Here is a 12,252-nt window from a genome sequence, read left to right as displayed (position 1 = left end):
CTCACCCCCGTCGGCCGCTTCACCTGTTCTGCCTAGTTTCGGCAGTGCACGACGCAGGTGCGTCGTGCCGCACGGACACAAAGACGCATAGACACAGACTCTTCGCACGCCGCCCCGACAGAGACCGGCGGCTCCTGGAAGGAACACCCGAAAGTGAAGCTTCAGCGCAAGAACCGGCTTCGCGCCACCGCGCTCGGCGCCCTCGCCGTCTCCGGCGCCCTGGTCCTCACGGCGTGCGGCTCTGACGACAACAGCGGCACCGGCGGCACCGGCGGCGGCAACACCAAGGCCGCCAGCAACATCAAGTGCGACGACGCCAAGGGCCAGCTGCTCGCGGCCGGCTCGTCCGCGCAGAAGAACGCCATGGACCTGTGGGTCAAGAACTTCCAGGCCGCCTGCGCGGGCGTGGAGATCAACTACCAGCCCATCGGCTCCGGTGGCGGTATCACCAAGTTCAACCAGGGCCAGGTCGGCTTCGCCGGTTCCGACTCTGCGCTGAAGGACACCGAGGTCGCCGACTCCAAGAAGGTCTGCAAGGGCGGCCAGGGCATCAACCTCCCGATGGTCGGCGGCCCGGTCGCTATCGGTTACAACCTGAGCGGCGTGGACAACCTCGTCCTGGACGCCCCGACCCTCGCCAAGATCTTCGACTCGAAGATCACCAAGTGGAACGACCCGGCGATCGCCAAGCTCAACCCGGGCGTCAAGCTCCCGAGCACCGGCATCCAGGCCTTCCACCGCTCCGACGAGTCGGGCACCACCCAGAACCTGGGCAAGTACCTCAGCAAGGCCGCCCCGGCCGACTGGAAGCACGACCCGAAGTCGAAGTCGTGGCTGGCCAAGGGTGGCCAGGCCGCCAGCGGTTCCTCCGGTGTCGCCGCCGGCGTCAAGGGCACCGACGGAGCCATCGGCTACTTCGAGCTGTCCTACGCGACCGCCAGCAAGATGAACACGGTGAAGATCGACACCGGCGCCTCCGCCCCGGTCGAGGCCACCTCGGAGAACGCCTCCAAGGCGATCGCCGCCGCCAAGGTCAAGGGCACGGGCAACGACCTCGCCCTGGAGCTCGACTACGCCACCAAGGCCGAGGGTGCCTACCCGCTCGTCCTGGTGACGTACGAGATCGTCTGCGACAAGGGCAACAAGGCCGAGACGCTTCCCGCGGTCAAGGCCTTCCTGAACTACGCCATCAGCGACGAGGGCCAGAAGGTCCTCGCGGACGCCGGCTACGCGCCGATCCCGGCCGAGATCGCCGCCAAGGTCCGCGAGATCGTTCCCACCCTGTCCTGACCCCGGCCGCGGCCGGCCTCGTAACCCGAGGCCGGCCGCGCCTTCCGGTGCACCGCCGCCAGGAGCCTCCCAGGCTCCGCAGACCGGAGAAACCTGATGGATATAGCAACCCAAACGACTTCAGTCCCGCCGCCCGCGGGACCGCGCGGCAAGCGCGCGAGCCGGGGCACGAACCGCCCCGGCGACCGGATCTTCCTGGGCCTGTCCCGGGGCTCCGGCATCACCCTTCTGGTGATCATGGCCGCCATCGCGGTCTTCCTCACCTACCGGGCCGCCCTCGCCATCTCGAAGGACGAAGGCAACTTCCTCACCACGTCCGAGTGGAACCCGGCCGGCAACCCGCCGGTCTTCGGTATCGCCGTCCTCGTGTACGGCACCGTCGTCAGCTCGGTCATCGCCATGGCGATCGCTGTGCCGGTCGCGATCGGCATCGCGCTCTTCATCTCGCACTACGCGCCGCGCAAGCTCGCCGGCCCGCTCGCGTACCTCGTCGACCTGCTGGCCGCGGTACCGAGCATCATCTACGGCCTCTGGGGCGCCGTCTTCCTGGTGCCGTACCTGGACGGCCTGAACAAGTGGCTGGGCGAGTACCTCGGCTGGACGTACATCTTCGAGCGGACCAGCGAAGGCGTGGCCCGCAACCTGTTCACCGTCGGCATCCTGCTGGCGATCATGATTCTGCCGATCATCACGAACGTCACCCGTGAGGTCTTCCTCCAGTCGCCGAAGGCGCACGAAGAGGCCGCCCTGGCCCTCGGTGCCACCCGCTGGGAAGTCATCCGGATGTCGGTCCTGCCGTTCGGCCGCTCGGGCATCATCAGCGCCTCGATGCTGGGCCTGGGCCGTGCGCTCGGCGAGACGATGGCCGTCGCCGTCGTGCTCTCCCCCAGCTTCGTCATCTCCGGCCACCTGCTCGACCCGGGCGGCGGCACCTTCGCGCAGAACATCGCCGCGAAGTTCAACGAAGCCGACGAGTTCGGCCGCGACGCCCTGATCGCGTCCGGCCTCGTGCTCTTCGGCATCACTCTGCTGGTCAACGGCGCTGCGCGGATGATCATCGCCCGCCGCAAGGAGTACTCGGGGGCCAACGCATGAGCCAGACCCTTCAGGACAAGCGCCCCGTCGCCCCCGTGCCCACGACGCCCCTCTCCCACGCCCGCCTCCCGCGCTGGGCCCCGGCCGCGATCGCCGTCGGGTCCGTCGCCGCGGGCTGCGGCCTCGGCCTGGTGGCCGGCTGGCACAGCCGCATCCAGTGGGGCCTGCTGTCCGCCCTGATCTTCGTGCTCGCCACCTACGCGATCACCACCAAGATCGAGGGCAGCCGCCAGGGCAAGGACCGGGTCGCCACCAGCCTCGTCTGGGTCTGCTTCATCCTCGCCGTCATCCCGCTGCTCTCGCTGGCCTGGGTGACGATCAGCAAGGGCATGAAGGTCCTCGACCCGTACTTCCTGACGCACTCCATGAGCGGTCTGCTCGACACGGACCCGGGCGGCGGCGTCTACCACGCGCTGCTCGGCACCCTGGAGCAGGTCGGCATCGCGACCCTGATCGCCGCGCCGATCGGTCTGCTGACCGCGGTGTACCTGGTCGAGTACGGGCGCGGAAAGCTGGCGCAGGCCGTCACCTTCTTCGTCGACGTCATGACGGGCATCCCGTCGATCGTCGCGGGTCTGTTCATCCTCGCCACCTGGAATCTGATGCTGGGCTTCGGGCCCTCCGGATTCGCCGGCGCGATGGCCCTCGCGATCCTGATGATGCCGGTGGTCGTCCGCTCCACCGAGGAAATGCTCAAGCTCGTCCCGAACGAGCTGCGCGAGGCCTCCCTCGCCCTGGGCGTGCCCAAGTGGCGCACGATCCTCAAGGTGGTCCTGCCGACCGCGATCGGCGGCATCACCACCGGTGTGATGCTGGCGGTGGCGCGTATCACCGGTGAGACCGCGCCGGTCCTGCTGCTCGTCTTCGGTACGAAGCTGATCAACCCGAACCCCTTCGAAGGCGCGCAGTCGTCGCTCCCGCTGTACGTGTACGAGCAGTACTCGGTGGGCACCGACGCCTCCGTCGACCGGGCCTGGGCCGCAGCGCTCGTCCTGATCGCCTTCGTCATGATCCTGAACCTGGTGGCCCGCGGCATAGCCCGCTGGAAGGCCCCGCAGACCGGTCGCTGACCCCGCGGCTACAAGAAAGTGATGTGAACCTCATGGCCAAGCGAATCGACGTCAGCGGCCTCTCCGCCTACTACGGCAACCACCTCGCCATCGACGACATCTCCATGACCGTCGAGCCCCGCTCCGTGACCGCCTTCATCGGCCCGTCCGGCTGCGGCAAGTCCACGTTCCTGCGCACCCTCAACCGGATGCACGAGGTCACCCCGGGCGGCCGCGTCGAGGGCAAGGTCATGCTGGACGACGAGAACCTCTACGGTTCGGGCGTCGACCCGGTCGCCGTGCGCCGTACGGTCGGCATGGTCTTCCAGCGCCCGAACCCGTTCCCCACCATGTCGATCTTCGACAACGTGGCGGCCGGGCTGCGCCTGAACGGCTCGTACAGGAAGAACCAGCTCGCGGAGATCGTCGAGAAGTCCCTCAAGGGCGCCAACCTCTGGAACGAGGTCAAGGACCGCCTCAACAAGCCGGGCTCCGGTCTGTCCGGCGGTCAGCAGCAGCGCCTGTGCATCGCCCGCGCGATCGCGGTCGAGCCGCAGGTCCTGCTGATGGACGAGCCCTGCTCCGCGCTGGACCCGATCTCCACCCTCGCCATCGAGGACCTGATCGGTGAGCTGAAGGAGCGCTTCACGATCGTCATCGTGACGCACAACATGCAGCAGGCGGCGCGCGTCTCGGACCGTACGGCGTTCTTCAACCTCGCGGCCGTCGGCCAGCCCGGCAAGCTCATCGAGATCGACGACACCGAGCGGATCTTCTCCAACCCCTCGGTCCAGGCGACCGAGGACTACATCTCCGGCCGCTTCGGATAAGCAGCCGGCGTCCAGACGTCCTGCGGTGCTGCATGGCGGTGCCACCGCAAGGCGAAGGGCCCGCCCCCCTCTCCCAGGGGGGCGGGCCCACTTTCGCTTTCCGGGGCCGGGGCGCGGGGGCGCCTAGCCGAACGCCAGGTTCACGATCCAGAAGCTGAGCGCCGCGACCAGCGCGGCGGCCGGCATCGTGATGAACCAGCCCATCACGATGTTCTTCGCCACACCCCACCGCACCGCGCGCGACCCCTTGGTCGAGCCCACGCCCATGATCGCCGAGGTGATGACGTGCGTCGTCGAGATCGGCGCGTGGAACATGAAGGACGCCGTGTACATCACCGACGCCGCCGTGGTCTCCGCCGCGAACCCCTGCGGCGGGTCCAGCTCGATGATCCGCCGGCCCAGGGTCCGCATGATGCGCCAGCCACCCGCGTACGTACCGAGCGACAGCATCACCGCGCACGCGATCTTGACCCAGATCGGGATCGCGTCGCCCTGGTCCTCGACATCCGCGATGACCAGCGCCATCACCACGATGCCCATCGTCTTCTGGGCGTCCTGGAGGCCGTGGCCGAGCGCCATGCCCGCCGCCGAGACGGTCTGGGCTATCCGGAAGCCGCGCTTGGCCCTGCTCGGGTTCGACCTGCGGAACATCCACAGGATCGCGACCATCACCAGATAGCCCAGGATCAGCCCGACGAAGGGCGAGATGAACATCGGGATGACGACCTTCTCCAGCACCCCGGTCCAGATCACCTCCGTCCCGCCGGCGATCGCCGCGCCCACCATGCCGCCGAAGAGCGCATGGCTGGAGGACGAGGGCAACCCGAAGTACCAGGTCACCAGGTTCCACACGATCGCGCCGATCAGCGCGGCGAAGAGGATGCCCATCCCCTTCGAGCCCTCGGGGGTCGCGATCAAACCCTCGCTGACCGTCTTGGCCACCCCGCTGCCCATGAAGGCACCGGCGAGGTTCATCACCGCTGCCATCGCCAGCGCCGCACGCGGGGTCAGTGCCCGGGTGGAGACCGAGGTCGCGATGGCGTTCGCCGAGTCGTGGAAGCCGTTGGTGTACGTGAAGCCGAGCGCGACGCCGATGGTCACGATCAGCGCAAAGGTGTCCACGAGGTTCAGGACTCCTTGACCGCGATGGTCTCCACCGTGTTCGCGACGTGCTCGAACGCGTCCGCGGCCTCCTCGAGCACATCGACGATCTGCTTGAGCTTCAGGACCTCGATGGCGTCGTACTTGCCGTTGAAGAGCGTCGCGAGGAGCTTGCGGTGGATCTGGTCGGCCTGGTTCTCGAGCCGGTTGACCTCGATCCAGTACTCAGTGAGGCTGTCCATGGTCCGCAGATGCGGCATCGCCTCGGCGGTCAGCTCCGCCGCCCGCGCCAGGACCTCGATCTGCTGCTCGACACCCTTCGGCAGCTCCTCGACCTGGTACAGCACGACCAGGTCGACGGCCTCCTCCATGAAGTCCATGATGTCGTCGAGCGAAGATGCGAGTTTGTAGATGTCTTCACGGTCGAACGGCGTGATGAACGAGGAGTTCAGCTGGTGGAAGATCGCATGCGTGGCGTCGTCCCCCGCGTGCTCCGCTGCCCGCATCCGCTCCGCGATCTCGGCCCGCGCGGAGGTGTCCGCCCCGAGCAGTTCCATCAGGAGCTTGGAGCCCGTGACGATGTTGTCCGCGGATGCGGCGAACATGTCGTAGAAGCTCGTCTCCCTGGGGGTCAGACGAAATCGCACGTGGGGTCCTCGGGGTGCATTGGATTCGGTCAGGGTGATGCTAGGCGCATCATCCGGCCACGGCTAACCGGCAAGACTTCAGTGTCGCCGATGAGGCACTGCGAAGAGTACGGGGCCCCGGCCCGATCCGTACCATTCGGTACCATATACCCATGAGGGGTATGCAAACCCTTGAAGGACAACGGGAGGACGCGATGACGACCACCGAAGCGGCCGGCGCGGCGACCACCGAGGCGCCCTCCGGACACGAGGCGGGAGTGCACGGCTACCACAAGCAGAAGGACGAGCACCTCAAGCGGCTGCGCAGGATCGAGGGTCAGATCCGCGGGCTGCAGCGGCTCGTCGACGAGGACGTGTACTGCATCGACATACTCACCCAGGTATCGGCATCCACGAAGGCCCTGCAGTCCTTCGCCCTCCAGCTCCTGGAGGAACACCTGCGCCACTGCGTCGCCGACGCTGCCGTCAAGGGCGGCGGGGAGATCGACGCGAAGGTCGAGGAGGCCACGAAGGCCATCGCCCGCCTGCTGCGGACCTGATCACGGGACGCGGACGGTGCCGCGGGCCGGGATCGATGAGGTCCGGGGCCCGGGTTCCGGGGTGCCGGGGGCAGCGAGCGCGGTGGTACGTGGTCCGCGCTCGCCCGCCACGCCCCGACCGGCCGCGGACTACCGCCGGCAGTCGGCCGGCCGGCCGCGCCCGGACTGCTCCGCGGCGACTTTCAGTACCTCGTCGATACGGTCCGCGCTGAGCCGCTCCTCGTCCGCGGCGGATGCCGCGATGATCAACTCACCACACAGCTCGATCTCGGCGAGGGCCACGTAATCCTGAACTGCCGCACCGCGTGCCGGAGTCACGTGCATCACCTCTTTCTGCCGTCGTCGACTTCCTAGCGTAGGGAGCGGGGCACGCACCGCGCATGGCACGGACGGACCATTTAAGGGGACCTTCCGTGCGGTTTACGGCCCGTACCAACCGGCGATCTTCACTGACCGGCGATCTGCACTAACCGGCGATCTTCCCGGCGAAGATGTCCCGCGCCGGCGGCAGCTGCACCTTCACCGGCGACCCGAACGCGTACAGCAGCGTCGTCGACGCGACCGCCACGGCCTGGGCGTCCTTCGCGTTCCCGTTCACGAAGCTGAACTGGTGCCGCACCTTGCGCAGCCGTCCCTGCTCGTCGAGATACGCGTCGAACGGCACGGCGTGCTTGCTGAACCCTTTCGCCGCCGCGGCCAGCGCGCCCCGCGCCTCCGGCGACGCCGCCCGCGCGGCCCGCGCGATGTCGGTGACCCCGCGGTAGTGCCGTACCTTCGCCCCGGCGAGATCGGTCTCCCCGACGAATGTGACGTCGCGCGCGCCCCGGAGCAGTTCGGCCGCGGCGAGCGGATCGGTCGCCCCACCCGTCACCAGGTTTCCGTCCGACAGGGTCGTGGTGTCCACCCGGACCCACTTGTCGGCGGGCACGCCCGCTCCCCGGTTCTTCATGTACAGCGCACCGGGAGCCAGCAGTTCCGTGATCGGCCGATGCTCTTCCTTGCCGCTGGGGTCCGTCGGCAGCATCACCGCGAGCTGCCCGATCCGCTGCCGGAAGTCGAAGCCGCCCTCGCCCCGGATGGTGACCAGTGTCCCGCCGGTCGCCATCTCCATGGACGTACGGGCCTTGGCGCTGCCCGTCCCCCTGAGCACATCGGCGGCCCGGCGCACCGCGTCCACGTCGTCCGCGCCACCGCGGTCCTCGGCCGAGGCGTCCTCACCGGCCGAGCATCCGGCGGTCGCCACCGCCCCCGCCAGGGTCAGGGCGACGACCGCAAGAGCCCCGCCTCTGCGCCTGTGCTGCTGCACCACCATCGCCTGCCAACCCCCAACTCCGAACCGCTGCCTGCCCGAGTCCCCACCCGTTCCGCATAACGACGGCTGCGTGCGGCCGTCACGCCCGCTCCGGAGAACCGCCCGTCCAGGTACCGTGAACACGTGCTTCCCGAAGCCCCACCGAACGCCCCGCACCACCGCACCGGCACCAGCGAGCGGGGCTCGTTCTGCATCGCCCACTGCACCTGCGGCTGGAAGGGCCCGGCGCGCCGCTCCCGGGAGCGGGCCCGCCAGGACGCGACGGTCCACACCACGGAGAGCTGATCCCGCGGCGGCCGGCGGAAGTGGCCGAAAAACGCCCCACCGCGAGGCCGCGCTCCGCTCCGCCCCCGGCTAGGGCCTGTCCGGCGGATCAGGGCCGGATAGGACGCGGCGTCTGGTGCACTGCGCTTCGCTCCGTCTCCGCTCTTTTCCAGGCCCTTGGATGCGGAGCTGCATCGCAAGGCGCCGGAGTGCCCTAATAGCGGAGCTATTCGGGCATTTCGGCAACGCGGCGAGGTGCCGTGCCTGGGGGCACCTCCCTGGGGGCACCCCCGGACGGAGTCTGGGGGAGGTAGCTGGGGGAGCGTCGTGGCCCCGGCCAAGATCCGCCGGACAGGCCCTACACCGGAACCGCCCGGGTGTAACCCGTACGGACCACCCCGACTGGCCCACCGCCCCCGGTACCGATGCCCTGTTAGGGAGACGGACGACCCGAACCTGCGAGGGCGGAGCCGATGCGAGGACCCCGAACAGCCGTGCTCACCGCGGCCACCATGCTCGTACTCGCGCTGGGCGGCGGTCCGGCGGCGGCGGTGGACAAGCCGACCGAGCCGGGTGAGCTGACGCTGATCAGCACCCCGGACGGCATGGCGCTGGCCGACCGGGACGGCAATCCCCTCTATCTGCGGGCGGCGGACCGGCCGGACGTGTCCGGCTGTACGGGCGCCTGCGCGACGGCCTGGCCGGCGGCGATCGGCCGTCCGACCAAGGCGGCCGGCGTCGCCGGACAGACCGCGCAGACCCGCACCGACGCGGCCGGCGCGGACAAGCCGCAGGTCATCTACAACACCCACCCGCTGTACTACCACCGGGGCGACCGGCCGGGGCGGCCCGGCGGCCAGGACGTGCCGGGCTGGAGCCTGGTCGCCGCCGACGGCAGCGCGCTGCGGCCGGCCGCGGCCGCCCCGCCGGCGGTGGACGCCCCCGGCGGGGCCACCACCCAACTGCCCACGATCTCCTCGACCGCGGCCAGGGGGTCCACCACCGCTCCGCCGACCGCGCCGCCGACCGCCCCGACGGGCCGGCCCACCCCTGGCTCCGGGCAGACCTCAGAGCCCGCGGCCCCACCGAGCGAGTCCGCCCCCGTCGGCGCGCTCCGGGCGACCCCCACCGGCGCGACGCGCGGCGGAGCCGATCACGGGGCGGCCGCCCGTACCGGCCCCAGCAACGCCGACCTCGCGCTGGCGCTCGGCGCGGCCGCGGCCGCCGCGGCCGGCGCCGGGCTGTGGCTGCGTGTGCGCCACGGCACGCACCACCGCCGAAGCCGGGGCGAGCCCCGCTGAGCCGCGATCGCCGGGGGCCGGGAGGCCGGCCGGGCCGCCGGGCGCGCGGCAGGCCGGGCGCGGTCTCCAGCCGTGGCTCCAGCAGTACGGCGGTGAAGGCGGCCTTCACCGCGTCCGCCCTGTGCGCACTGGCGGCTCTCCTGCTGACCTTCGACCCGGTGCACCGGCTCGCGGAACGCTCCGCCGTCCCGCCGCCGGGCCCGACCGCCCCGGTGCGGCTGCGGATCCCGGCCCTCGGTCTCGACGCGCCGGTCCTGGCGCTCGCGCTGGACGACCGGGGGAGGCTGGAGGTGCCGGAGTTCGAGGACGCGATGAAGGTCGGCTGGTACCGGCTGGGCCCCCGCCCCGGCCAGCCGGGTCCGGCGGTCCTGGTGGGCCACCGGGACGCCCCGGCGGAGGAGGGCACCGGCGACCGGGACGGCTTCCGTAACGCCGTCTTCGCGCGGCTGGGCCGGGTGGGAGTGGGCGATCTGATCGAGGCGGAACGGGCGGACGGGCAGCGGCTGCACTTCACGGTCACCGGCGTGGAGACCTACCGCACGGACCGGTTCCCGACGGACCGCGTCTACGGTCCCGTCCCCGGCCCGGAGCTACGGCTGATCACCTGCGGCGGCGCGATCGGCAAGAACGGCCACTGGGACTCGAACATCGTCGTCAGCGCGAGCCTGTCTGCTCCGTCGACGCCGGCGTCCGCGGAGGTGTCCCCGCCACCCGCTGGCTCACGCCCGCCGCGGTGACATCGTCGGCGTACCGGCTACCCGGCGTCCCCGGCATCCACCGCGCGCCCGGACCCGCTCAGGCGGCCAGGTCGTTGTCCTGAGACCGCGACTCCGGGATGTCCAGCGGCGTGGCCCGCCCGGCCTCGTCCTCGTCTTCCGTCTCCGACCGGTCCGCGCGCTTCGACCGGACCAGCCGCCCCACCCGGGGCGACCGCGCGACCGCCGACACGACCGGCGTGAGCAGGGCCAGCGCGAGCGGCGCGAGCAGCAGCGCGACGGCCGTGCCGAGCGCGAAGCCGCCGATGACGTCCGTCGGGTAGTGCACGCCCATGTAGACGCGGCAGAAGCCCTCCAGCACCGCGAGCGCGATGCCGGCCAGGCCGAACTTCCGGTGGGCGACGAAGAGGCCGACGCCCATCGCCATGGCGAGCGTCGCGTGGTCGCTGACGAACGAGAAGTCCGTCTTGCCGGACGCCAGGACCTCCAGCCCCCGGTGCGAGACGAACGGCCGGGGCCGTTCGACGAATCCGCGGATCGGAATGTTGACGAGGACGGCGAGACCCGCCGCGAGCGGGGCCCAGATGAGCCCGGCGACCGAGGCCACCGCCTGCGTCTCGCCCTCCCGCCGGCGCACGCTCCACCAGCACCAGATCACCAGCAGGACCAGGGCGAGCAGGATGCCGTACTCACCGGTGAACGCCATCATGCGGTCGAACCAGCGGGGTGCGTCCGCTGTCAGTCCGTTGATGTCGTAGAGCAGGCTGACGTCGGGGTTCGACCCATCTCTCGCGAGTCCAGCCATGCTGCGGCCCCTTGCCTCGTCAGCTGCGGGCACACCCCGGCGTGCGCCCTTCCATCAACCCCCGTGGTTGTCCTGGTCACCGCATGCACGCCATGCACGTCCGTTGCTGCTGTCCCAGTACCAGGGAACGCCCTGACTCCTGGTTACGTTCCACTCTCCACCGAATGATCACTCAGACGTTATCGAAGAGAGACGCATCGCCGCAGCTCAGGACCACCACTTTACGCAGAGTTCAAGCCATGTCACCCGGCTTGTCACGCTTTCGGGAAGCTCTTCGGGAGCGCCTTCGCGCCGTCCGCGGTGACCCGCGTCGCGCCGAAGTAGTCCGGTGTATCGATCTTGTCGAAGCGGATCACGGCCCCGGTGAAGGGAGCGTTGATCATGTAGCCGCCGCCGACGTAGAGCCCGACGTGCCGGATCGCCCGCGAGTTGTTCAGGTCGTCCGAGAAGAAGACGAGGTCGCCCGGCAGCAGCTCGTCCCGCGAGGGGTGCGGCCCGGCGTTGTACTGGTCGTTCGCGACGCGCGGCAGCTCGATCCCGACCGTCCGGTAGGCGGCCTGCGTCAGCCCGGAGCAGTCGAACCGCCCCTTCTGCTCCGGAGTCCCGTTCCCGCCCCACAGATACGGCGTGCCGAGCTTCTTCTGCGCGAAGTAGATGGCCCCGGCGGCCTGCCGCGAAGGCTCGACCCGCCCGACGGGCCGCGCGAAGCTCTGCTCCAGGGTCGTGATGACCTTCACGTAGTTCTGCGTCTCGCGATAGGGCGGCACGCCCTTGTACTTGATGACGGCGTACGCCCCCGCGTTGTAGGCGGCCAGCATGTTCTTGGTCTGATCGCCCGGCACATCCTTGACGTATCCGGCCAGTTTGCAGTCGTACGACGCGGCTGACGGAATCGCGTCGGCCGGATCCCACACATCCCGGTCGCCGTCCTTGTCCCCGTCGAGCCCGTGCACGGCCCAGGTCCCGGGGATGAACTGCGCGATCCCCTGCGCCTTGGCGGGGCTCTTGGCCTTCGGGTTCCAGCCGCTCTCCTGGTACAGCTGGGCGGCGAGCAGTGCGGGGTTGATGGCGGGGCACAGGTTGCCCCACTTCTGTACGAGCGGCTGGTACAGCGCGGGCACGGCCCCCTTGGCCAGCCCCACAGCCCGCCCGCCGCCCCCGGCGGCCAGGCTCGCGGCGGCGGAGTACGTACCGATCACGAGCAGCCCGAGGAAGCTCAGGGCCAGCCCGATCCCGATCCCACTCGCCACCCAGAATTTCCGCACCCCCCAACCCTCCCCCATCGGCGCGGGATTCACTGCCG

Annotated in this window: 14 protein-coding genes; 8 read left to right on the top strand and 6 right to left on the bottom strand. The window is 70.1% G+C overall.

The window, feature by feature from the left end:
• Nucleotides 1-153 precede the first annotated feature (153 nt).
• From pstS to pstB, 4 genes are all read left to right on the top strand, one after another.
• Nucleotides 154-1,290, top strand: a complete 1,137-nt coding sequence (gene pstS, locus ACWV17_RS18505; RefSeq protein ID WP_455357387.1) for a phosphate ABC transporter substrate-binding protein PstS — start codon at nucleotides 154-156, stop codon at nucleotides 1,288-1,290.
• 96 nt (nucleotides 1,291-1,386) lie between these two features.
• Nucleotides 1,387-2,385: a phosphate ABC transporter permease subunit PstC gene (pstC, locus tag ACWV17_RS18500; protein WP_455357388.1), complete on the top strand. Its 999-nt coding sequence runs from the start codon at nucleotides 1,387-1,389 to the stop codon at nucleotides 2,383-2,385.
• On the top strand, nucleotides 2,382-3,455 hold the full coding sequence (gene pstA / locus ACWV17_RS18495; RefSeq protein WP_455357389.1) for a phosphate ABC transporter permease PstA: 1,074 nt from the start codon (nucleotides 2,382-2,384) through the stop codon (nucleotides 3,453-3,455). The genes pstC and pstA overlap by 4 nt, the downstream gene beginning before the upstream one ends.
• A 32-nt stretch (nucleotides 3,456-3,487) precedes the next feature.
• Nucleotides 3,488-4,264, top strand: a complete 777-nt coding sequence (gene pstB / locus ACWV17_RS18490; protein WP_455357390.1) for a phosphate ABC transporter ATP-binding protein PstB — start codon at nucleotides 3,488-3,490, stop codon at nucleotides 4,262-4,264.
• A 123-nt stretch (nucleotides 4,265-4,387) separates the two neighbouring features.
• Here pstB and ACWV17_RS18485 read toward each other — a convergent pair whose 3' ends face one another.
• Both ACWV17_RS18485 and ACWV17_RS18480 read right to left on the bottom strand, forming a co-directional pair.
• Nucleotides 4,388-5,386, bottom strand: coding sequence for an anion permease (locus ACWV17_RS18485; protein ID WP_455357391.1), 999 nt, complete (start codon nucleotides 5,384-5,386; stop codon nucleotides 4,388-4,390).
• 5 nt (nucleotides 5,387-5,391) lie between these two features.
• Nucleotides 5,392-6,012: a DUF47 domain-containing protein gene (locus ACWV17_RS18480; protein WP_455357392.1), complete on the bottom strand. Its 621-nt coding sequence runs from the start codon at nucleotides 6,010-6,012 to the stop codon at nucleotides 5,392-5,394.
• Nucleotides 6,013-6,206: 194 nt separating this feature from the next.
• On the opposite strand from ACWV17_RS18480, the gene ACWV17_RS18475 reads away from it, so the two are divergent.
• On the top strand, nucleotides 6,207-6,551 hold the full coding sequence (locus tag ACWV17_RS18475; protein ID WP_455357393.1) for a metal-sensitive transcriptional regulator: 345 nt from the start codon (nucleotides 6,207-6,209) through the stop codon (nucleotides 6,549-6,551).
• A 129-nt stretch (nucleotides 6,552-6,680) separates the two neighbouring features.
• On the opposite strand, the gene ACWV17_RS18470 is transcribed toward ACWV17_RS18475, so the two are convergent.
• Complete coding sequence (locus ACWV17_RS18470; RefSeq protein ID WP_455360607.1) at nucleotides 6,681-6,875, bottom strand: hypothetical protein; 195 nt, start codon at nucleotides 6,873-6,875, stop codon at nucleotides 6,681-6,683.
• Nucleotides 6,876-7,017: 142 nt separating this feature from the next.
• Nucleotides 7,018-7,863 carry a hypothetical protein gene (locus ACWV17_RS18465; protein WP_455360606.1) on the bottom strand — a complete coding sequence of 282 codons (846 nt, stop codon included), beginning with the start codon at nucleotides 7,861-7,863 and terminating at the stop codon, nucleotides 7,018-7,020.
• A gap of 123 nt (nucleotides 7,864-7,986) precedes the next feature.
• Here ACWV17_RS18465 and ACWV17_RS18460 point away from each other — a divergent pair, with 123 nt between their 5' ends.
• The 3 genes from ACWV17_RS18460 (at nucleotide 7,987) to ACWV17_RS18450 (ending at nucleotide 10,165) form a co-directional block, all read left to right on the top strand.
• A complete protein-coding gene (locus ACWV17_RS18460) occupies nucleotides 7,987-8,148 on the top strand; it encodes a hypothetical protein (RefSeq protein WP_455360605.1) in 162 nt (53 codons plus the stop codon).
• Between the two features lie 452 nt (nucleotides 8,149-8,600).
• Nucleotides 8,601-9,428, top strand: a complete 828-nt coding sequence (locus tag ACWV17_RS18455) for a hypothetical protein (RefSeq protein WP_455360604.1) — start codon at nucleotides 8,601-8,603, stop codon at nucleotides 9,426-9,428.
• Between the two features lie 92 nt (nucleotides 9,429-9,520).
• Nucleotides 9,521-10,165 carry a class F sortase gene (locus ACWV17_RS18450; RefSeq protein WP_455360603.1) on the top strand — a complete coding sequence of 215 codons (645 nt, stop codon included), beginning with the start codon at nucleotides 9,521-9,523 and terminating at the stop codon, nucleotides 10,163-10,165.
• Between the two features lie 58 nt (nucleotides 10,166-10,223).
• On the opposite strand, the gene ACWV17_RS18445 is transcribed toward ACWV17_RS18450, so the two are convergent.
• Both ACWV17_RS18445 and ACWV17_RS18440 read right to left on the bottom strand, forming a co-directional pair.
• Nucleotides 10,224-10,949: a phosphatase PAP2 family protein gene (locus tag ACWV17_RS18445; RefSeq protein ID WP_455360602.1), complete on the bottom strand. Its 726-nt coding sequence runs from the start codon at nucleotides 10,947-10,949 to the stop codon at nucleotides 10,224-10,226.
• A gap of 254 nt (nucleotides 10,950-11,203) precedes the next feature.
• Nucleotides 11,204-12,199 carry a C40 family peptidase gene (locus ACWV17_RS18440; protein ID WP_455357400.1) on the bottom strand — a complete coding sequence of 332 codons (996 nt, stop codon included), beginning with the start codon at nucleotides 12,197-12,199 and terminating at the stop codon, nucleotides 11,204-11,206.
• Nucleotides 12,200-12,252 lie beyond the last annotated feature (53 nt).

The organism is Streptomyces mabaensis (assembly GCF_053763515.1).
The sequence above is the reverse complement of the archived record's forward strand: the minus strand, read 5'-3'. Positions and strand labels throughout refer to the sequence as shown.

What these genes read in the sequence shown, in the direction of transcription:
- pstC (WP_455357388.1), top strand. Translation starts at nt 1,387, where the DNA reads ATGGATATAGCAACCCAAACGACTTCAGTCCCGCCGCCCGCGGGACCG.
- pstA (WP_455357389.1), top strand. Translation starts at nt 2,382, where the DNA reads ATGAGCCAGACCCTTCAGGACAAGCGCCCCGTCGCCCCCGTGCCCACG.
- pstB (WP_455357390.1), top strand. Translation starts at nt 3,488, where the DNA reads ATGGCCAAGCGAATCGACGTCAGCGGCCTCTCCGCCTACTACGGCAAC.
- ACWV17_RS18475 (WP_455357393.1), top strand. Translation starts at nt 6,207, where the DNA reads ATGACGACCACCGAAGCGGCCGGCGCGGCGACCACCGAGGCGCCCTCC.
- ACWV17_RS18470 (WP_455360607.1), bottom strand. Translation starts at nt 6,875, where the DNA reads ATGCACGTGACTCCGGCACGCGGTGCGGCAGTTCAGGATTACGTGGCC.
- ACWV17_RS18465 (WP_455360606.1), bottom strand. Translation starts at nt 7,863, where the DNA reads ATGGTGGTGCAGCAGCACAGGCGCAGAGGCGGGGCTCTTGCGGTCGTC.
- ACWV17_RS18455 (WP_455360604.1), top strand. Translation starts at nt 8,601, where the DNA reads ATGCGAGGACCCCGAACAGCCGTGCTCACCGCGGCCACCATGCTCGTA.
- ACWV17_RS18445 (WP_455360602.1), bottom strand. Translation starts at nt 10,949, where the DNA reads ATGGCTGGACTCGCGAGAGATGGGTCGAACCCCGACGTCAGCCTGCTC.